General features: G+C 58.5%; 22 protein-coding genes. 6 read left to right on the forward strand and 16 right to left on the reverse strand.

Features of this window, described 5'->3' with window-relative positions; genetic code table 11:
- The 9 genes from mdcE to ABLU73_RS00610 all read right to left on the reverse strand — a co-directional run bounded on the left by mdcE (window position 1) and on the right by ABLU73_RS00610 (window position 9,316).
- Window positions 1–882: a biotin-independent malonate decarboxylase subunit gamma gene (gene mdcE, locus ABLU73_RS00570; protein WP_069603430.1), complete on the reverse strand. Its 882-nt coding sequence runs from the start codon at window positions 880–882 to the stop codon at window positions 1–3.
- A complete protein-coding gene (locus ABLU73_RS00575) occupies window positions 882–1,811 on the reverse strand; it encodes a biotin-independent malonate decarboxylase subunit beta (protein WP_264923571.1) in 930 nt (309 codons plus the stop codon). Before ABLU73_RS00575 ends, mdcE begins: the two co-directional genes overlap by 1 nt.
- Window positions 1,804–2,136, reverse strand: a complete 333-nt coding sequence (gene mdcC / locus ABLU73_RS00580; protein ID WP_017899902.1) for a malonate decarboxylase acyl carrier protein — start codon at window positions 2,134–2,136, stop codon at window positions 1,804–1,806. The genes ABLU73_RS00575 and mdcC overlap by 8 nt, the downstream gene beginning before the upstream one ends.
- 11 nt (window positions 2,137–2,147) lie before the next feature.
- Window positions 2,148–3,815 (reverse strand): malonate decarboxylase subunit alpha, encoded by a 1,668-nt coding sequence (mdcA, locus tag ABLU73_RS00585; RefSeq protein ID WP_264923572.1) that lies wholly within the window; start codon window positions 3,813–3,815, stop codon window positions 2,148–2,150.
- Window positions 3,816–3,827: 12 nt separating this feature from the next.
- Entirely contained in the window at window positions 3,828–5,036 is a 1,209-nt protein-coding gene (gene madB, locus ABLU73_RS00590) for a Na+-transporting malonate decarboxylase, carboxybiotin decarboxylase subunit (RefSeq protein WP_043520977.1), read from the reverse strand.
- A gap of 167 nt (window positions 5,037–5,203) precedes the next feature.
- A complete protein-coding gene (gene citG / locus ABLU73_RS00595) occupies window positions 5,204–6,082 on the reverse strand; it encodes a triphosphoribosyl-dephospho-CoA synthase CitG (protein WP_043520976.1) in 879 nt (292 codons plus the stop codon).
- 203 nt (window positions 6,083–6,285) lie between these two features.
- A complete protein-coding gene (locus ABLU73_RS00600) occupies window positions 6,286–7,293 on the reverse strand; it encodes an LLM class flavin-dependent oxidoreductase (RefSeq protein ID WP_004206166.1) in 1,008 nt (335 codons plus the stop codon).
- 143 nt (window positions 7,294–7,436) lie between these two features.
- Window positions 7,437–8,315 carry a U32 family peptidase gene (locus ABLU73_RS00605; protein ID WP_114465674.1) on the reverse strand — a complete coding sequence of 293 codons (879 nt, stop codon included), beginning with the start codon at window positions 8,313–8,315 and terminating at the stop codon, window positions 7,437–7,439.
- Between the two features lie 5 nt (window positions 8,316–8,320).
- On the reverse strand, window positions 8,321–9,316 hold the full coding sequence (locus tag ABLU73_RS00610) for a peptidase U32 family protein (RefSeq protein WP_004206164.1): 996 nt from the start codon (window positions 9,314–9,316) through the stop codon (window positions 8,321–8,323).
- 221 nt (window positions 9,317–9,537) lie between these two features.
- Between ABLU73_RS00610 and ABLU73_RS00615 the strand changes: the two genes are divergently transcribed.
- Entirely contained in the window at window positions 9,538–10,062 is a 525-nt protein-coding gene (locus tag ABLU73_RS00615) for an SCP2 domain-containing protein (RefSeq protein WP_002918231.1), read from the forward strand.
- Window positions 10,056–10,559, forward strand: coding sequence for an N-acetyltransferase (locus ABLU73_RS00620; protein ID WP_004206163.1), 504 nt, complete (start codon window positions 10,056–10,058; stop codon window positions 10,557–10,559). The genes ABLU73_RS00615 and ABLU73_RS00620 overlap by 7 nt, the downstream gene beginning before the upstream one ends.
- On the opposite strand, the gene ABLU73_RS00625 is transcribed toward ABLU73_RS00620, so the two are convergent.
- Window positions 10,546–10,836, reverse strand: coding sequence for a GIY-YIG nuclease family protein (locus ABLU73_RS00625; protein ID WP_025999208.1), 291 nt, complete (start codon window positions 10,834–10,836; stop codon window positions 10,546–10,548). The genes ABLU73_RS00620 and ABLU73_RS00625 overlap by 14 nt on opposite strands.
- A 49-nt stretch (window positions 10,837–10,885) precedes the next feature.
- On the opposite strand from ABLU73_RS00625, the gene ABLU73_RS00630 reads away from it, so the two are divergent.
- Window positions 10,886–11,329, forward strand: coding sequence for a YhbP family protein (locus ABLU73_RS00630; protein ID WP_004206161.1), 444 nt, complete (start codon window positions 10,886–10,888; stop codon window positions 11,327–11,329).
- Here ABLU73_RS00630 and ABLU73_RS00635 read toward each other — a convergent pair.
- A complete protein-coding gene (locus ABLU73_RS00635) occupies window positions 11,291–11,827 on the reverse strand; it encodes a type 1 glutamine amidotransferase domain-containing protein (RefSeq protein ID WP_004206160.1) in 537 nt (178 codons plus the stop codon). The genes ABLU73_RS00630 and ABLU73_RS00635 overlap by 39 nt on opposite strands.
- A 128-nt stretch (window positions 11,828–11,955) precedes the next feature.
- On the opposite strand from ABLU73_RS00635, the gene ABLU73_RS00640 reads away from it, so the two are divergent.
- Both ABLU73_RS00640 and ABLU73_RS00645 read left to right on the forward strand, forming a co-directional pair.
- Window positions 11,956–12,603 carry an NAD(P)H-binding protein gene (locus ABLU73_RS00640; RefSeq protein WP_048325826.1) on the forward strand — a complete coding sequence of 216 codons (648 nt, stop codon included), beginning with the start codon at window positions 11,956–11,958 and terminating at the stop codon, window positions 12,601–12,603.
- Between the two features lie 75 nt (window positions 12,604–12,678).
- Window positions 12,679–13,719, forward strand: coding sequence for a permease (locus tag ABLU73_RS00645; protein WP_004206156.1), 1,041 nt, complete (start codon window positions 12,679–12,681; stop codon window positions 13,717–13,719).
- A 121-nt stretch (window positions 13,720–13,840) separates the two neighbouring features.
- Here ABLU73_RS00645 and dolP read toward each other — a convergent pair whose 3' ends face one another.
- From dolP to ABLU73_RS00665, 4 genes are read right to left on the reverse strand one after another with little or no spacing between them, the layout of a single operon-like run.
- Window positions 13,841–14,416: a division/outer membrane stress-associated lipid-binding lipoprotein gene (gene dolP / locus ABLU73_RS00650; protein WP_002918214.1), complete on the reverse strand. Its 576-nt coding sequence runs from the start codon at window positions 14,414–14,416 to the stop codon at window positions 13,841–13,843.
- Between the two features lie 9 nt (window positions 14,417–14,425).
- Entirely contained in the window at window positions 14,426–15,016 is a 591-nt protein-coding gene (gene diaA / locus ABLU73_RS00655) for a DnaA initiator-associating protein DiaA (RefSeq protein ID WP_002918211.1), read from the reverse strand.
- Window positions 15,017–15,041: 25 nt separating this feature from the next.
- Window positions 15,042–15,428 (reverse strand): YraN family protein, encoded by a 387-nt coding sequence (locus ABLU73_RS00660; protein WP_004206155.1) that lies wholly within the window; start codon window positions 15,426–15,428, stop codon window positions 15,042–15,044.
- A complete protein-coding gene (locus ABLU73_RS00665) occupies window positions 15,386–17,494 on the reverse strand; it encodes a penicillin-binding protein activator (protein ID WP_064187864.1) in 2,109 nt (702 codons plus the stop codon). The genes ABLU73_RS00660 and ABLU73_RS00665 overlap by 43 nt, the downstream gene beginning before the upstream one ends.
- 63 nt (window positions 17,495–17,557) lie before the next feature.
- Between ABLU73_RS00665 and rsmI the strand changes: the two genes are divergently transcribed.
- Entirely contained in the window at window positions 17,558–18,421 is an 864-nt protein-coding gene (gene rsmI / locus ABLU73_RS00670; protein WP_004144878.1) for a 16S rRNA (cytidine(1402)-2'-O)-methyltransferase, read from the forward strand.
- A gap of 149 nt (window positions 18,422–18,570) precedes the next feature.
- Here rsmI and ABLU73_RS00675 read toward each other — a convergent pair whose 3' ends face one another.
- On the reverse strand, window positions 18,571–19,344 hold the full coding sequence (locus ABLU73_RS00675) for a DeoR/GlpR family DNA-binding transcription regulator (RefSeq protein ID WP_004206153.1): 774 nt from the start codon (window positions 19,342–19,344) through the stop codon (window positions 18,571–18,573).
- Window positions 19,345–19,347 lie beyond the last annotated feature (3 nt).

Here is a 19,347-nt window from a genome sequence, read left to right on the forward strand (position 1 = left end):
TCAGGCCGGTTGATACCGCGCCGCGACCGCCCGATACTCCTCGCGCATCTGCGCCAGAATCACGTTGCGCATTTTTCTGCCGCCGCGCGCTTCGCCTGCGATCCCACGCCCCTGCGGACCTGTCGCCGTCACGCCAGCCGCCTGTTTCTGCTGGCGCACTTCTGCGATATGGCGAACGATCGTCCCTTTCATCTCCGGGATCGCCTTGATCAGCGCTTCCACCCCGCCCAACTGCCAGAAAAACTCCGGCCCGGCCGCGAAGACCGGATTGGTGCGGGAAAGTTCGCTCAGACGCTCCACGTCCTGACGGGTAATACGCGCGATACTGCTCAGCGGCATGACGTGGATCATGGTGCCAAATTCCGACGTCAGGCTCAGGATATGGTCGGCCTGTAAACCGTGGCAGAGAAACGCGCCGCTAATGGCGCGACCGATGACCATCGCGATAATCGGGTGTCCGGCATGGCGCGCCTCAGCCAGCGCCAGCTGATAGGCACCGGTGGCTTTATTCATGCCGATGATCTCTTCCAGCTTGCCCGGCCCGTTGCCGGGAGTGTCGACGATCAGCACCAGCGGACGTTTCTCGCCGACGGGCTTGTCTTTATCCATCGCCAGCGTGCGATAGACCGCCAGCGCCATTTTGTAGCCCTCTTCCAGCCCGATAACCCCGGCGTAGACCACCGGAAAACGCGGGTTAAAGGTCATGGCGTCGTTAGCAATAACGGTGCAGACTTCACCGCTAATGCGGGCGCTGCCGATGACGGCCCCTGGTCCGTAATCCTCATAAGGCAGCTCGAGATCCGCCAGCGCGTTTTCTTCGAAGCTGTTTTCGTCAACAATCAAATCGATAGCGGCGCGGCCCTGGCCGAGTAAATTTTCCATTATGCTTCCTCCACCGGCAGGCGTTTAACGTTGCTCAGGAACGTGTCGAGATCCATATCCACCAGAGACTGGGGCGCGGTATTGCCCGCCATCGCCCAGACATCCCGCGCATCTGATGGCTCTGACTCGCTGATTTTTTGCGTGAGCGCCATCTGGGCGCGTACTTTTGCTTCGCTGCCGATGCGGCGCATGGCTTCAATCTGCGGCCAGGGCAGGTCGGCAATCAGCGCGGCCTGCTGGTGGAAGGCTGCCAGCGAGTCGGCAATCAGATAGTTGCAGTCGCCGACGATATACTTGTGCTTACCGCCGGTGGTGCGGAACACCAGCGCGCGGTCAGAAGCGTCGAACTCGCTGCGGCCCATCTCCTGTTCGATGACCTCAGGCCCGGTCAGCCCCAGGCGGCCCGATTCGCTCATCACGATGACGTCGGTAGCGGCAGCGACAAACCCCATCCCGCCAAAGCAGCCGATCTTGCTGCCAATCATCGCCACCACCGGTACGCGACCGCGCAGTGTTTGCAGCATGTTCATGCACTCGGCGTGGGCCAGCAGTCCGGCGTTAGCCTCATGCAGACGCACGCCGCCGGTTTCAAAGGAGATGAGGACGATCGGGCGGCGGGTAGGGTCGGTGGTCTGCGCCGCCAGTTCGTCCGCCAGCATCAGCGCGCCGACCATCTTGGCGCCGCCCACTTCACCCACTGCCCCCCCGATAAAGCGCCCCTCCTGGGAGATGACGATGGCCGGGTGCTGGCCCAACAGGCCGATACCGGTGACGATACCGTCGTCAAATTCAACCGCCTCATTGAGCACGGGCAGGTGCGGGCTGGTTCGCTTGGCCGCCGGGCCGATCAGTTCAGTAAAGGTGCCTTTATCCACCAGCGAACTGGCGCGAACCCGGGCGCTGGCTTCCAGAAAACGCAGATCATTCATGATGGGTTTCTCCCGGCATAGCCTGCTGTAACGCTTGCTGAATTCGTAAAGCCACTACCGCCGGCGTGGCGTTATTGTCATTGATGCTGACCTGCATGTTGCCCAGCGGTCCATTTTCCAGAAACCGTTTCAGCACAATCTCCCAGATATGATCGAAACCGGTCACCGGCGTGGATATAGTGACTTCAATACCGCCCGCCAGCGCTTTCGGCTCCAGCAGGACCTCCAGATCGCCAGAGCCTACCACGCCGCAGTGCACGGTTTGCGGCAGAGATGCTCTTTCGCGGGTGCCGCTGAAATGATGTGATATTTGATGTAGAGCCATGTCCTTTTCCCCTACCAGTTACGGAATCGAGCGGGCGGGTTATAGAGTCCGCCAGACCAGTCAACCAGATCGCGAATGCTTTTCGCCGCCAGCATCTGACGGTTGGCGCGGCGGCGATCAATGCCTAAATCTTCCGGCGTTTTGACAATGCCAGCCTCTCGCAGCTGTGCGGTCTGTGCCGGATCGGCGGCAAGGCCAATGCCGGTGTAGCCCGCCACGGCGCGAATGGCCGCCATGCGCTGTTCCAGCCCTTCGCAGCGGTGCAGATAGGCGATGCCCTCTTCGGTCAGTACATGGGTGACGTCATCGGCGTACACCATGACCGGCGGCAGGGCGAGGTTGGCTTTTTCCGCCAGTTCCCAGGCGTCCAGCTTGTCGACGAAAGCGGGCTGGCGCTTCTCGCGGAAGGTTTCCTGCATCTGCACCACCAGACGTTTGCCGCGCGGCATATCGCCAATCAGCTGCTGTTGGGTGGCCTTGAACTCTTCGCCGCATTTCAGCCAGGATTGCGTTGCATGACGGCGGCCTTTGGCGTCGCAGCCCATATTCGGCGCGCCGCCAAAGCCTGAAACGCGGCTGGCGGTGGCGGTGCTGCTGTTTCCGTACTTATCGATCTGCAGCGTGCCGCCGATAAACATATCGAGCGCGTAGTGACCCGCAGCCTGGGCGAAGGCGCGGTTGGAGCGAAGCGTGCCGTCCTGGCCGATATAAAAGACGTCCGGGCGTTCGGCGACATATTTCTCCATGCCCAGTTCACCGCCGAAGCAGTGCACCGACTGGATCCAGCCGCTTTCGATCGCCGGGATCAGCGTCGGATGCGGGTTGAGTACCATATGGGTACAGACTTTGCCTTTCAGCCCCAGCTCCTCGCCGTAGGTGGGCAGCAGCAGCTCAATGGCAGCGGTGAAGAAGCCAATGCCGTGGTTAATGCGCTCAACGCCGTATTCGGCATAGATACCTTTCAGCGCCATCATTGCCATCAGCACATGGGTGTCGGTAATAAGCCCCGGATCGCGGGTAAAAAGCGGCTCGACGTAGAACGGGCGCGGCGCTTCAATCACCGCATTTATCCAGTCGCCGGGGATATCAACGCGCGGCACTTTATCGACAATCTTATTGACCTGCGCGATCACAATCCCCTGGCGGAAATGGGTGGCTTCGGTAATAACAGGCGTATCTTCGGTGTTAAAGCCGGTGTAGAGATTGCCGTCTTTATCCGCTTCAAAGGCGGTGATTAGCGATACGCGCGGCGTGAGGTCGACAAAGTAGCGGCTGAACAGCTCCAGATAGGTGTGGATGGCCCCGAGCTTAATCTTACCGTCCTGGATCAGCTTCGCCAGACGGCCATCCTGCGGCCCGGCATAGGCGAAATCGAGCTTTTCAGCGATGCCCTTTTCAAACAAATCCAGATGGCTGGACAACGGTACGGATGACTGCACCATATGCAGGCCGGAGATCTTTTGCGGATCAAGCTGGCACAGGCATTCGGAGAGAAAATCCGCCTGTTTCTGGTTATTGCCCTCAATATTGACGCGATCGAAGCTTCGAATAACGGCTTCCAGCGCGGCGACAGTATCTTTGGCGTCGATAATTTTGCCGTCACGGAAATACGGGGCCAGCTGATTCAGGCGCTGTACCGTATCGTCCTTGAGTTGATGCCAGTTGTGCTCTTTTAGCATGGGTTGACTCCATTAATTCAGCAGGAATAGCGTGGAGATAAAGATGCCGGTGGCGATAGCCGAGACGATCAGACCGCTCACGCCCGCACCCATTGCCAGCGGCAGAATGATGGCGTAGGGGTTCTCATGGTTAACCTCTTTCTGCGCGATTTTTGCCGTCGTCGGCAGGCAGGAGACGCCCGCGATACCGATAGCCGGGTTATAACGCCCCTTCGAGATAAACCAGATAAACCAGCCGCCCAGCAGAGCGCCGACGGCGGAAATGGCCAGCGCGCCGATACCAAGGATCAGGATGATGGCCACTTTCGGGTCGAGAATCGTTTGCGCTTCGCACAGTGTGCCCAGCAGCAGGCCGAGAAACAGCGTTGCGGTATAGGTCAGCGTGGATTCCAGTAATTTCTGGAACGGTTCGATCTCCGCTTCTTTAATCGCGATTCCGAGGAAGAACGAGAGGATCAGCGGCGCGGCGACCGGCAGCAGCAGGCACAACAGCAGGCAGGCGCAGACGGTAAAGATGAATTTCGCTTTCTTCGATACGGTGGGGTATTCAATTTCAACTTCCATGCCACGGTATTTTTTCGGTACCAGCAGGCGCACCAGGTACGGATAACCGGCATAGGTCAGGCTCAGGTAGAGATAAGCGATAATGGCGATGGGGACGAACAGATTCGGTGCGAGGATAAGGGAGGCAAAGAGCACCATCGGCCCATCTGCGCCGCCGATAGTGGCAATCGACGCGGCTTCGTTGGCAGGCAGGCCGAATACTTCAATACCCAGCAGCAGCGCGGCGAAGGTTCCCGCCTCGGCGAACAGGGCGACAACAATGCTGGCCCAGGGACGGAGCAGAATAAAGCTGATGTCGCTCATTGCGCCAATGCCGAAGAAAACGATACAGGCGATGAGGCCATTGCTAAAGGTGAAGTTATAGACCGGCTGCAGAAAGTTTACCTGCATCAGGTTTACCAGCTCGTTAGGCTCGCTGACCATCGGGTCGAGAATTAAGGTCCCGGTTTGTCCCCCCGCCAGAAACAGTACCCCGGCGTTAACCGCGATCATACCGAGGCCCATCGGCACCATAATTAACGGTTCAAGCTTACGGCGGAATCCCATCCAGGCCAATATAAAGCCGAGAACAATGAGCAGAAAACGTGCAATGGCTATTTTCGGATCTTCTATAAAAAAAGTGCCAATGCCCGAAAAGAGCTTAACAAAGATATCCATAACTATATTCCTGATGGCAAAGGTAAAGTTCGTAAATTAATCGTCGGTGATATTTAATTTATTCATCATCTTGTTGACGCCAACAATGATGCCGACAACCGCAAATGAAATTACAATCGTTAAGCCATACGTTAATAAAGTATAAAAATAGATGTTCATATTCTTCCTTATGTCATATCTCCTTGCGGCTGGCGGCAAAGAAAATACATCGCCAGACACAGCGCTAATAAATCGGCCGAACCGCCAGGGCTGACCCACCTATCCAGGCACCATGAATTAAAATCAGCCAGTTCCTGCTCGATCGCAGGGTTAAACATTCCGCCCTGCGTCATCAGACGCCGGGCATATTGCTTCATTTCCGCCAGCGCCTGCTGGCCGCCGCGAAACAGCACGGTTGTGTCATCGCAATGGGCCATTAGGGTGAGCAGCGTATGAATTAGCGCTTCCCGCCAGGCCAGCCCGTTGTCCAGCGCCTGATGCAGCGCGGGTAAGCCAATCTGGCAAACCAGTGGGAAGCCTTGCTCTGCCTCGCCGCGCACGCCGGTAATGCCGAATCCGACATACAATTTCTCACCGTGGGTTTGCGCCGGGCGTTCGGTCAGGACGGAGAAATCCCGACGGCAGAGATCGCGGCAGAGTTCAGCGACGCACTGGCTTAAGGCGTGATAAGAGAGGGTTTTCCCGCGCCCGGAAAGCCATCCTGCCGCTGTCGCCAGAACCGCGCCGGAAAAAAGAATGCCGCGCTGAGTATTAACCTGCTGTGTTGCCCGCAACAGCGTATTTTCATATTGAATGCCAATGGCACGTATTGTTGTAAAGAGTTCCCCTGGTGAGCCCTGATGATTTTCCCCGGCATGGGCGCAGGCGCTAAAACAGGGGGCAATAGCCGATGTGCTGGTAATAAATAACCAGATATCCATATCTTTATGCGCCCCTTGTGAATGGGGTGTAACAAGGCCGGGTTTAGGCCAGGCGGAGACCTCCATTAACAGCGCTTTTAATAAGCACTCGCCGATCCACATAGCACGGGCAGTTGGTTGGCTCATGGGTATTCTCTTTTACCAGATTCAGGGTTGAAAAATAAAACAGAGGAAAATTAACACCGTTGAATGAGGGGGACAATTACGCCAGAGGTAATGTAATTACGCTCAACGTAATAAGACGGGGGTTATGCGAAAATATGAATGAAGACGATCACAAAATGGTTTAGCGGGCGAAAAGAAATGCGGCAAAAATGCCGCATAGCTCACTATCCCAACAATTCCTCTTTCACCTGCATCGCTAAATCGAAAGAATGCAGCCGCGCCTGGTGGTCGAAGATCTGGCCATTGACCATGATTTCGTCCGCCTCGGTTTCCCGCATAATCGACTCTAAGCCGTGGCGGACTTTAGTTTTATCACCCACCAGCGACATGCGCAGCGCCTGCTGCACGCCATACTGCTCGGACGCTGACCACAGCTGATGCATATTTTCCACCGGCGGCGGCAGCTGTCCGGTTTCGCCGCGACGCAGCTTCACAAACGCCTGCTGCATGGAAGTGAAGAGAAACTCCGCATCGCGGTTGCTGTCGGCGGCGATGATATTGATGCACACCATGGCATACGGTTTTTCCAGCCGCGCGGAGGGCGTAAAGTTGCTGCGATACAGGTGCAGGGCCTGGAACAGCATATCCGGCGCGAAGTGCGAGGCGAACGCGAAAGGCAAACCGAGCTGCGCCGCCAGCTGGGCGCTGTAGAGGCTTGAACCCAGCAGCCACACCGGAATTCGCTCCCCGTAGCCGGGTACCGGGCGCACGTGCGGGTTCGGATCGCGGGCGTCAAACCAGTCCACCAGTTCCGCCACGTCGCGCGGGAAGTTATCGACATCGCCGCTCATATGGCGACGCAGGGCGCGCATGGTGGGCTGATCGCTGCCCGGCGCGCGGCCAAGGCCGAGGTCGATACGCCCGGGATAGAGGGTGTTCAGGGTGCCGAACTGCTCGGCGATCACCAGCGGCGAATGGTTGGGCAACATCACGCCACCGGAACCCAGATGCAGGGTAGTGGTATTGGCGGCGAGATAGCCAATCAGCACCGAGGTCGCTGCGCTGGCAATGCCGACCATATTGTGGTGCTCCGCCAGCCAGTAGCGGTGATAACCGCGCGATTCGGCCAGCCGGGCGAGATCCAGAGAGTGGGTAAAGGCTTCTTTGGCAGAAGATCCTTGCGGGATCGGCGCCAGATCGAGCACCGAGAACGGAACAGATTTGTCAGTCATAAAGGCTCACTTTGCTACAGCATCGTCATCAGATTGAAGGTCTTCTTCCAGCCTGGCGCATCCAGGACGCGCCAGCCAGAAAAGCTGCATCTTTAATAATGCATTAAAATCTGATCACTGCTGTTAACAAAGTGAGCGGTTTATCAGGCCTGCAGCACCAGCCCGGGCAGCCGTTTCCAGTAGCCGTTGCAATCGCTGTTGCCGGTGAGCGCCAACGGCGCAGCGCCGTTTTCATTGGCGCGGAAGGCGTCGAGCATGGCGAAGGTCTCGTTGCCCATCGGCGACAGGCGTACCATATCCACCAGGCCGTGCATGGACGTCAGCTCATTGCCCAGGTTGTAGACATAGCCGCTCATGGTCTGGATACCGTTGAGCACGAACACCTGCTGGTTCTCCTGGGACAGCATGCTGCGTCCGGTTGGGTATTTGATGCAGCAGGTCTCGCACTCATCCTTTGGCCTATCTTCCGAGCGGGCGGTAAAGCAGCGGGCGGAATAAGCCAGCGGCAGATGGCCGTAGCTCAGCACTTCGACTTCAAACTGATTGCGAATGCCCAGCTCTTCGCACTGGGTCAGTAAATTAGCCAGCCAGTCGCGGGAAAGCTCCACCGGCATGCACCAGCGCACCATGCCCTGTTTTAACAGCAGGCGCAGGGTAACGGCGTTGTAGCAGTTCAGCGCATGCCCGGCGACGAACGGCAGCTTGCGTTCGGCGCAGAGGTTGACCACGCCCAAATCGCTGGCCTCAATCAGGAACTCACCGTTATCGACATAGCGCTTTAGCTCGCCCAGTTCGGAGGAGGCCTGCACCAGCGCGAGGGTAGACAGCACCACCTGTTTGCCGCTCCCGGCCAACGCTTTCGCCATCTCAATCCAGTCGTCGACTTTGGTAGCGCGGCGTTTGCTGCACACCGCTTCGCCGAGATAAATGGTGTCGGCGCTGCAGTTTGCTGCCTGCTGGTAAAAATTTTCCAGCGTCTCTTTTGGCCAGTAGTAAAGCACTGGCCCTAATGAATATTTCATGTTTCTCACTGCCATTTACGGTGGTAGGCGCCAAGGGTGGTTTGTGTCCCTTCGGACATGGAGCCAAGGGTTTCCATCCATGCGGATTGCGGCACGAAATTCTGTGGATCGGCTTTGCAGCGATCGATCGCCTGGCGCCAGACTTTCGCTACCTGGGTGACGTAGGCCGGGCTGCGCTGACGGCCTTCGATTTTCACTGAGGCGATATTGGCGGCCATCAACTCCGGCAACAGTTCCAGGGTATTGAGGCTGGTGGGCTCCTCCAGCGCGTGATAGCGCTCGCCATCGACCAGGTAGCGGCCTTTACACAAGGTCGGATAACCGGCGTTTTCCCCATCCTGATAGCGGTCAATCAGCACTTCATTGAGGCGCGATTCCAGCCCCTGTGGGGTTTGCTGCCAGCGCACGAAGCGGGCAGGCGAGCAGGCGCCGACGGTGTTGGGCGATTCGCCGGTCAGGTAGGAAGAGAGATAGCAGCGGCCTTCCGCCATGATGCACAGGCTGCCGAAGGCAAAGACTTCCAGCGGCACCGGCGTGGCGCGAGCCAACTGTTTCACCTGGTGAATAGATAACACCCGCGGCAGTACGACGCGCGCCACGTCGAAGTTGCGATGATAGAAGCGAATGGCCTCTTCATTGGTGGCGGAAGCCTGTACCGACACATGGCGTTCTATATGCGGATAGCGCTCCGCGGCGTACTCCAGCATGGCGATATCGGCCAGAATGAGCGCATCGGCGCCCAGCTGAGCTGCCATATCCACCGCGCGCTGCCAGCGGGCGTAGCCGTCGGGGTGGGCGAAGGTGTTGATGGCGATATGCAGCTTACGACGGTGCTGATGCACAAAGCTGACGGCTTCCTGCAGTTTCTTTTCGGTGAAATTAAGGCCGGCAAAGTGGCGGGCGTTGGTGTCATCTTTCAGCCCGATATAGACGGCATCGGCGCCGTTTTCGATGGCCGCCTTAAGCGCCGGAAGGTTACCGGCTGGGCAGAGCAGCTCCATAATTTTTCCTGAAAAATGCGGCCCGTCAGGGACGCTGAATGGTTAACGAGCAGGGATTTTAGTTAACCTTCTGGTGACAATTTTTGATTTGAGGCAGTTAAAAGTGTATTGGCGGCGCCAATAACGGGCTGCCGTCATCGCGTTTTTGTTGATTTACGCCGCTATGTTGTTTATGTGATATGGCACAATAGCGGCACAATTGCATTCATGGAGTAAAGCTTGTGTTGGATAAACTGCGTTCCCGGCTGGTCCACTTTGGCCCGTCTTTAATGAGCGTGCCGGTTAAGCTGGCGCCTTTTGCCCTCAAGCGCCAGGTGCTGGAGCAGGTGCTTAGTTGGCAGTTTCGCCAGGCGCTGGCGGAGGGAGAGCTGGAGTTTCTCGAGGGGCGCTGGTTAAGTATTCATGTGCGTGACATCGGTCTGCTGTGGTATACCTCGGTAGTCGATGGTCGCCTGGTGGTCAGCCAGCAGGCGGACGCCGACGTCAGCTTCAGCGCCGACGCCAGCGATCTGTTAATGATCGCCGCGCGCAAGCAGGATCCGGATACGCTATTCTTCCAGCGTCGTCTGGTTATTGAAGGCGATACGGAGCTGGGGCTGTATGTAAAAAATTTGATGGACGCCATTGAGCTCGAGCAGATGCCCAAAGCGCTGCGCGTGATGTTGCTGCAACTGGCGGATTTTGTCGAAGCTGGACTGAAGAGCCCGCAGAAACCTGAACAGACATCGGTAGGTGAGGCATGCTGATTCGAGTGGAAATTGGGATTGATGCACCGGGAATCGACGCGCTGCTGCGTCGTACCTTCGGCCGCGATGCCGAAGCGCAGCTGGTGCACGATCTGCGTGAAGATGGACTGATCACGCTGGGGGTAGTGGCGACGGATGATGAAGGCCAGGTGATCGGCTACGTTGCCTTCAGCCCGGTTGCGGTGGAAGGTGAAGAGCTACAGTGGGTCGGCCTGGCGCCGCTGGCGGTGGATGAACGCTACCGTGGACAGGGCATTGGCCGGCAGCTGGTCTATGAAGGGCTGGATTCGCTGAATGAGTTTGGCTATGCCGCGGTGGTGACGCTGGGCGACCCGGAGTTATACCGTCGCTTTGGTTTTGAACCGGCCGCGCGCTTCGATCTCCGCTGCCGCTGGCCGGACAGCGCGGAGGCGTTCCAGGTGCACCGCCTGGCGGATGACGCCCTCGAAGGTGTCCACGGCCAGGTCGAATACAGCGACCACTTTAATCGTTTTTGAGCCTTGCCAGCAGGGTTTCGACGGTATCTTCTCCGGCAACGAGGCGCTCTTTTTCGCGCTTCGTTAGCTGCTTAATGCGGTATTCCAGCCGCAAAGCAAGTGAGTGTTCACCAACTTCATGGCTAAAGGCCAGCTGCAGGTCGCCTTTGCCGCGCAACGCCTTCGCGCCTTTCCCTGCCTGATGCTGGCGAAAGCGGCGCGGCACATCGGTGGTGATGCCGGTATAGAGGCGATTATCCGCGGTTCGAATGAGATACAGAAACCAGCACACGGTTATAAAGTCACTATGGTAAGGTGTAGGCACCATAGCATAATGGAGAAGAAAGATGGATACGCTTGCCGCCATTGGCCGCTGGCTGAGTAAACAGCACGTCGTCACCTGGTGCGTCTCCCGCGACGACGAGCTGTGGTGTGCGAACGCCTTTTACGTCTATGACCCGGATAGCGTGGCCTTTTATCTGCTCAGCGATGAGCACACCCGCCACGGCCAGATGACCGGCGAGCGGGCGAAGGTGGCCGGCACGGTCAACGGCCAGCCAAAAACCGTGGCCCTGATCCGCGGCGTGCAGTTCCAGGGCGAGATCCGCCGATTGCGCGGCGACGAAGAGGCGCGTATGCGTCAGCGCTACGTCAAGCGCTTCCCGGTGGCCCGCATGTTGTCGGCGCCGGTTTGGGAGATTCGTCCGGACGAAATCAAGTTTACCGACAACACGCTGGGGTTCGGGAAAAAGCTACACTGGCGGCGCGATGCCGGCGCCGAGCAGGCGTAGCGCTTCGCGATTGAAGGCCGGCAGATCGTCCGGCGTTCTGCTGGTGACCAGCTGTTCGTTATCGACCACCACCTCCTGGTCGTAAAACTCGCCCCCGGCGTTTTTCACATCCACCACGATAGGCTTCACCGCCGTGAGCTTACGCCCGCGGATCACATCGGCGCTGATCAGCAGCTGCGGGCCGTGGCAGATGGCGAAGACCGGCTTCCCGCCGTTGACAAAATCGCGGGTAAAGGTGACAAAGCGTTCATCCCCGCGCAGCTGGTCAGGGGAATAGCCCCCGGGCAGCAACAAGGCATCAAATTCACCCGGTGTGACGTCATCAATGGCCCGATCGATGGCGACCTCTGCTTCTCCCTGTTTACCCTTCACCGTCTTGCCAGCCTGCTTTTCGATGGTCACGACCTGATGCCCGGCGAGCTTAAACGCCTCGGCGGGAGAGGTAAATTCAGAATCTTCAAAGTCGTCGGTAATGAGCACGGCTATCTTTTTACTCATGTTTCCTCCGCTATCTGGATGGTCAATGAGGTAATTCCATGATGATGGTGGATACTTACCTTGTAAGGTATTAAGCCTGGAACATGAGCCCGAAAGTGCAAGGCGGAGAATTCTGTAAAGGAGAATCAATGAGTCAGGTATTATTGACCGGCGCGACCGGGTTAGTTGGCGGTCACTTACTTCGGCTGCTGCAGAATGAGCCGAGCATCAGCGCCATCGCCGCCCCGACGCGTCGCCCACTGGCGCCGGCGGAAGGGGTTTTTAATCCGCACGATCCCCAGTTGACCGATGCCCTGGCGCAGGTGGTTGACCCGGTGGATATCGTTTTCTGCTGTCTGGGAACGACGCGCCGGGAGGCCGGGAGCAAAGAGGCCTTTGTCCATGCTGACTACACGCTGGTGGTTGATACCGCGCTGACCGGCAAACGGCTGGGTGCGCAACATATGCTGGTGGTCAGCGCGATGGGCGCCAACGCCCACTCGCCGTTTTTCTACAATCGGGTGAAGGGGGAAATGGAGGCGGCGCTGATCGAGCAGGGTTGGCCGCGGCTGACCATTGCCCGGCCGTCGATGCTCTCAGGCGAGCGGGAAAAAAAGCGGGCCAATGAGACCTTCCTCGAACCGCTGTTCCGACTCTTACCGGGGAACTGGAAATCCATTGCGGCCCGCGACGTGGCGATTGCCCTGCTGGCGGAGGCGCTGTCGTCTACTCACGAAGGGGTGCAAATTCTCTCATCGTCCGAGCTACGGGAGCGTGCCGCGCGGCAGGCGGAATAGCGGTTTGCAAACGCAGGCTTCCGGCGTAGTATTCACGGCTTCAATTCATATCCACATTTCTTGCTGGGGAATGCTATGGCTGGTCAGTCTTCATCTCAGGCGGCGTCACCATTTCAATGGTGGAAGCCCGCGCTTTTCTTTCTCGTCGTGATTGTCGGCCTGTGGTTCGTCAAATGGCAGCCATACTACGGGAAAGCCTTCACCGCTGCGGAAACCCACAGTATCGGTAAATCCATTCTCGCCCAGGCCGACGCTAACCCGCTGAAGGCGGCGTGGGACTACGCGGTGGTTTACTTCCTTGCCGTCTGGAAAGCGGCGGTGCTCGGCGTGCTGCTCGGGTCGCTGATCCAGGTGCTGATCCCGCGCGACTGGCTGCTGCGCACCCTGGGACAATCGCGTTTTCAGGGGACGCTGCTGGGGACGATTTTCTCGCTGCCAGGCATGATGTGCACCTGCTGCGCCGCGCCGGTCGCGGCCGGGATGCGCAAACAGCAGGTGTCGATGGGCGGGGCGCTGGCGTTCTGGATGGGCAACCCGCTGCTCAACCCGGCGACGTTGGTGTTTATGGGCTTCGTGCTGGGCTGGCAGTTTGCGTTGGTTCGCCTGGTGGCGGGCCTGGCGACGGTGTTGATTGTCGCGACGCTGGTGCAGAAATGGGTAAAAGAGGCGGCGACGCAGCCTGCCGTGGTGCCTGAAGCGCAAGCGAAAGCGGCCCAGGGCGGCTTCTTTAGCCGCTGGCTGCGGGCGCTGTGGACGTTGTTCTGGAACACCATCCCGGTTTATATCCTCGCGGTACTGGTGCTGGGGGCGGCGCGCGTCTGGCTGTTCCCGCACGCCGATGGCGTGGTGGATAATACCTTGTTCTGGGTCATCGCGATGGCGATTGCCGGCTGTCTGTTTGTGATCCCTACCGCGGCGGAAATTCCGATTGTCCAGACGATGATGCTGGCGGGGATGGGCGTTGCGCCGGCGCTGGCGCTGCTGATTACGTTGCCGGCAGTGAGCGTGCCATCGTTGATTATGCTGCGCAAAGCCTTTCCGGCTAAAGCGCTGTGGCTGACTGGCGGACTGGTGGCGCTGTGCGGGGCGATTGTCGGTGCGCTGGCGCTGGTGTAGTTTGCCGTAAACGTACGCATAGCCGGATTGGATGCCGGGTGGCGGCTACGCCTTACCCGGCTCACAACGGACAGGGGGCGGTAGCCCGGCTAAGCGCAGCGCCAGCCGGGAAATTGCAGCTTTATTTAATATAGGTAAAGGCGGTGGTCACCCGGGACACGCCGCTCACCCGGCTGGCGATATCCGCCGCCGCGCGGCCTTCACGGTCGGTCACCAGTCCCATCAGGAAGACTTCGCTGTTTTCCGTGGTCACCTTCACGTTCGAGGATTTGACCTGATCGGTGCTCAGCAGCTGCGAACGCACCTTGGTGGTAATCCAGGTATCAGAAGAGGCGGTGCCTAAACCAATCGGCTGGCCCTGGCGCACTTCGTTAAACACTTCCGTGGTTCCTTCCACGCCCATGGCGATTTGCTTGGCGCGGGCAGAGAGATCCGGCGTCGGCGACTGACCGGTCAGCAGGACTTTGCCCTGATAAGCGGTAACGTTGATGCGGGCCTGTTTCTTAATCTGTTCATCTTTCGACAAGGCGCTATTGACGCGCAGTTCCAGGGTGCTGTCATCGACCTGGGTTCCCACCGTACGCGGGTCCGTTGCGGCTTTAGTGCCGACTGCTGCCGTTCCGACAACCGCGGCGGCAACGCAGCCCTGCAGCAGTAGTGCTGAAAGCAGGATGGCGAGGGGCGAGAGAGCCTTCATGTGTTCTCCTTAATCGTCCTGGTGTGGAAAAAGAGTGTTATCTATCAAATCGCACAGACAGTTGACGGTCAGCATATGCATCTCCTGGATACGCGCGCTGCGGTGTGAGGGGATGCGGATTTCGACATCCTGCTGACCTAACAGGCCCGCCAGCTCACCGCCGTCATAGCCGGTTAACGCGACGATGGTCATGTCGCGGGTCACGGCGGCTTCCACCGCCTTGACGATGTCCCGACTGTTACCGCGTGTGGAGATTGCCAGCAGCACATCGCCAGCGTGTCCCAGGGCGCGCACCTGCTTGGCGTAAATCTCGTCATGCAGGCGATCGTTAGCGATGGCAGTTAAGACCACATTATCGGTGTTTAGTGCAATGGCGGGTAAACCAGGGCGTTCCGTTTCAAAACGATTAATCATGCTGGCAGCAAAATGCTGTGCGTTGGCGGCGGAAGTGCCATTACCACAACAGAGGATTTTGTTGCCGTTGAGCAGGGACTGCACGAGCGTCATCGCCGCCCGGGAGATGGCGTCCGGGAGTGCTTCTGCTGCGGCAATTTGGGTTTGAATGCTTTCGGTAAAGCAGGCTTTGATTCTGTCGAGCACGGGATCCCTTACTTCTGGTATTACGCTATTCGCCAAAGGCGTTTTTTAGCCATTGGATGTCGTTTCCGGTGAAGGCTACCACATCGAAACGGCAATCCACAGTCTCAAAGCTCCCATTCTGTCGGCAGAGCCACAAACGGGCGGCTTTAAGCAGGCGTTGCTGTTTTTGCGGGGTGACGCTGGCCGCCGCGTCACCGTACAGAGCGCTGCGGCGGTAGCGCACCTCGACAAAGACGGTGACGGCGCCGTCGCGCATAATGAGGTCAATTTCGCCGCCACGCTCGCGAGCATTGGCTGCAATAAAACGCAGGCCCTGGCTTTCCAGCCAGCGGCGAGCACGGTTTTCCCATGCATCGCCGGTCTGTTTGCTTAGCTGGCCGGGACGATTTGTCCCTGCTGGTATTTGAGCCATGACAGTTTCCTGGTAATCACGCAGTCCTGAGTCGCCGTCAGATCGCCGGTATTCCCGTTCAGCTCGAAGCCCGGCGTCTGGCGCATTTGCGTGAAGTGGTTTGCCAGCGACCAGGCGTCAGCGCCCATCGCATACAGACGCGCCAGCGAGTAGTCATTGCGCACCGCAGACAGCGCCTGCTGCATCAACGCCGGGTTGCTGCCAGCCAGCATCGGGATTTCGCTATACTGCAGGCCTTCCATCTCCAGACGGAAATCCGGACCTGCGGTGCCCTGTGCGCTGCGCGAGCTGGCGTACAGGGTGACATTGCTCTGGCTGCCGTTGCGCATCGCGATCATGGGTTTGATATAGCCAATCTGTTCCGGGGTGGCGAGGATATAGGCCGCGTCGACGCTGCCGCCGCTGCTAACCGGCATTTCATCCGCCGTGCCGAGGACGCTGTTCTGCGCTGATGGCAGGGTGGAGACTGGGGTGCCGCTCAGCGCAATGCCCCCTCCGCCGTTAACGCCGGCGCGCAGCTCCGCCGTGGAGCCAAAACGCTGCTGCAGGACGCTGGCGCCGCCCAGCTTCAGCCACTCGTCGGCAAACGCGTTGACCACACGATCGCCCAGCGCGCCGCGCGGAACCAGCAACAACGGCGTCTGTTTGCCCTGTTGATGGATGTGTCGGGCGGCGTCACGCGCTTCGTCTTCCGGTGACAGCGCGAAATAGCAGATATTAGCGCGGCCTTCGACCTTCTCCGGCTGGTTGAGCGCCAGCACGTTGAGCGGCGTATTGCTCTTGAGAACATCTTCGACATTCTCTTTTAGCAGCGGCCCGACGACGAGGGTGGCGCCGTCCTGCTGAGCCTGGGCAAGGAGCTGGCCGATCGGCTGGCTGGTGGTATCGTAAATTTTCAGTTCCGCAGAGGGATTGGCGGCGGTGGCGACCACTGGCTGCGGCTGTGCGGCCGGGGCGGTGACCGGCTGGGTGACCGGGGACGCGGTGGTCTGCGGCGTGGTGGTCGCTTCCGGCGCCTGAGCCGCCGGCTCCGCCGCTGGCGTTGCCTGAGTTTGCGCCGGGGCCTGCACCGGTTCGGCGCGACTTCCGGCAGCCGTCAGATCGCTAATTTCCGCCTGCGACGGGCTTACCACGTCATCGTTACCGGACGTGTTCGCCGCCTGAGCGACCTGAGCGGGAACCGCGCTGCCCGTCACCGACGGCGCGCCGTTTTTGGCGGCTTCGAAGCCCTGCTGGATGGTGCGGCCGAAGATCGAGGCCTGGCCGTTCAGCGGCAGGAAAAGCGCAATCTTGTTGATGGAGGCGGGCTTATAGTTTTGCATGTTCACCAGCGCCGTTGGCAGCATTTTGGCGCCAGGGTTTTGCGGGTAGCGCGTCTGCCAGTCTTTGACGCCGGCTTTCAGCAGCGTGGGATCGTTGCGGTTGTCAAACCACATCCGCTGCAGATCCAGCCAGCCCTGGAGGGTGTTTTCATCGGCATTGATCACCAGCGCATTGGCCTGATCCTGGGTCATCGCAGTCAGCGCTTGCCAGGTCGCGTCAATATTTTGCTGGCGCTGTTTGGCATCGCTCAGCAGCGGCTGCTGGGCGATTAAGGCGCGCAGCAGAGTCACCGAGGGTTTGCCCTGGCTGGCATCGATTTGCGCCTGCCAGTAGCGCGCCTGCTGAGGCTGCTCCAGGCTTGCCGGGTCAAGCTTAGCCAGCAGAGTACGGGCCCCCTGATAGTCGTTCTGCGCCAGCTTTACTTCTATTGCCAGCAGTGACTGTTCACGGGCCTGGGTGCTGTCCAGGTTTGACGGCAGCTGGTTAAACAGGTCGATGGCCTGCTGCTGCTTTCCTTCCTGCAGCAGTGCACGAATGGCGAGTAATTGCCAGTTGGTCTTGCTATCATTCGTGCTTTGCTGCATCTGCTGCAAGTAGAAACTGGAGTTGGCCTGCGACGTACCCTGCATAAACGCCGTGCTTTGATCCTGCGTGTGGGTGCCGCAGCCAGCAAAAAGAAGAGTCGCCAGCAATACGGGCAGACAGCGCGCGGGCTTAGAACGAAGAAATGTTGACGGTACCATAAGTGTCCAGTGATATTTTTTTGGCTCAATGCTCAATATTAAATCGGCAATACGGACGAGACAATGAAACAACACGAATCAGCGGATAATTCTCAGGGGCAGCTCTATATTGTGCCCACTCCGATAGGAAATCTGTCTGATATCACGCAGCGCGCACTGGAAGTGTTGCAAGCCGTTGATTTAATTGCTGCGGAGGATACCCGCCACACCGGTTTGCTGCTGCAACATTTTGCGATTAACGCCCGTTTATTTGCGCTTCACGACCATAACGAGCAGCAAAAGGCGGAAACACTTCTCGCTAAACTGAAAGAAGGGCAAAACATCGCGCTGGTCTCCGATGCGGGCACGCCGCTGATTAACGACCCAGGCTATCATCTGGTGCGTACCTGCCGCGAAGCCAATATCCGCGTCGTGCCGCTGCCGGGTCCTTGTGCGGCTATCGCCGCCCTGAGCGCCGCTGGCCTGCCTTCCGACCGTTTCTGTTATGAAGGCTTCCTGCCGGCGAAATCGAAAGGCCGTCGCGATACCCTTAAAGCGCTGGAAGAAGAGCCGCGCACCCTTATCTTCTATGAGTCGACCCACCGGCTGGTGGAGAGTCTGGAAGATATCTGCGCGGTACTGGGAGAATCTCGCTATGTGGTGCTGGCCCGCGAGCTGACCAAAACCTGGGAATCGATCCACGGCGCGCCGATTGGCGAGCTGGTGGCGTGGGTCAAGGAAGACGAAAACCGTCGCAAAGGCGAGATGGTGCTGATCGTCGAAGGTTTTAAGGCGCAGGAAGAGGCGCTGCCGGCAGCCGCGCTGCGGACTCTGGCGCTGCTGCAGGCGGAACTGCCGCTGAAGAAAGCCGCCGCGCTGGCCGCGGAAATCCACGGCGTGAAGAAAAATGCGTTGTATAAGTATGCCCTGGAGCAGCAGGGGGAGTGATCCTGTAGACCCAATTGAAGTCTGGCAAGCAGCCCCTCAGATAGTGAAGAGCTGCTTGAGCGTCCTCCTACATGTCGGAAGAAATGTCGGAAGAAAAGTGCAGATTCACTTGCGATACCAATGCTGAGTTTTCGCACCGCTAAGCGCAATCACACTATCTTCAGTTCCACCTTTTTGCTGCTTAACGCTGCACGGTCATTTTCGCTAATGCCGTCGTCGGTGATCACGCAGTCTATTTTTTCCATCGGCAGTACCTGGTTAAAGCCCCGGCGATTGAATTTGCTGGCGTCGAGCACGGCGATCACCTGATGCGCGGCGGCGGCCATCACGCTGCTGATGGAGTAACCTTCGTTAAAGGTGGTGATACCGTTGGTGGCGTCGATACCGTCGGCGCCGACAAACATCAAATCGGCGCAAATTCCCTGCAGCGAACGTTCGGCAATTGTGCCGTGCATCGAATGCGTTTTGTGCCGCACGGTACCGCCGCATACCACCAGGGTGATGTCTTTATTTTCCGCCAGGGTAAACGCGGCGGGCAGGCTGTTGGTGATCACGGTGATATTGGTCATCCGCACCAGCGCCTCGGCAATCAGCAGGGTTGTGCTGCCGCTATCGAGGATCACCGTCATACCTTCACGGATCATTGCCGCGGCGGCCTGGGCGATGCGCTTTTTGGGATCGCTGGCAAGCTGATAACGATCTTCCAGTACCACTTCCTGATTTTCGGCGTCGGTCAGGTCGCTGCCCGCACGGGCGGCGCCGCCGTGAAAACGGGTTAACAGCCCTTTCTCTTCCAGTAAGCGGAGATCGGCGCGAATCGTTACCTCAGAGATGCCAAAGAGATTCGAAAGGTCTAGAACCAATACGCTACCCTGCGTATTCACCATATCGACGATTTTGTTCCTTCGTTCAAATGAGTTCATCTT

The organism is Klebsiella sp. GG_Kp175 (assembly GCF_040062325.1).
Lineage (GTDB): Bacteria > Pseudomonadota > Gammaproteobacteria > Enterobacterales > Enterobacteriaceae > Klebsiella > Klebsiella quasipneumoniae.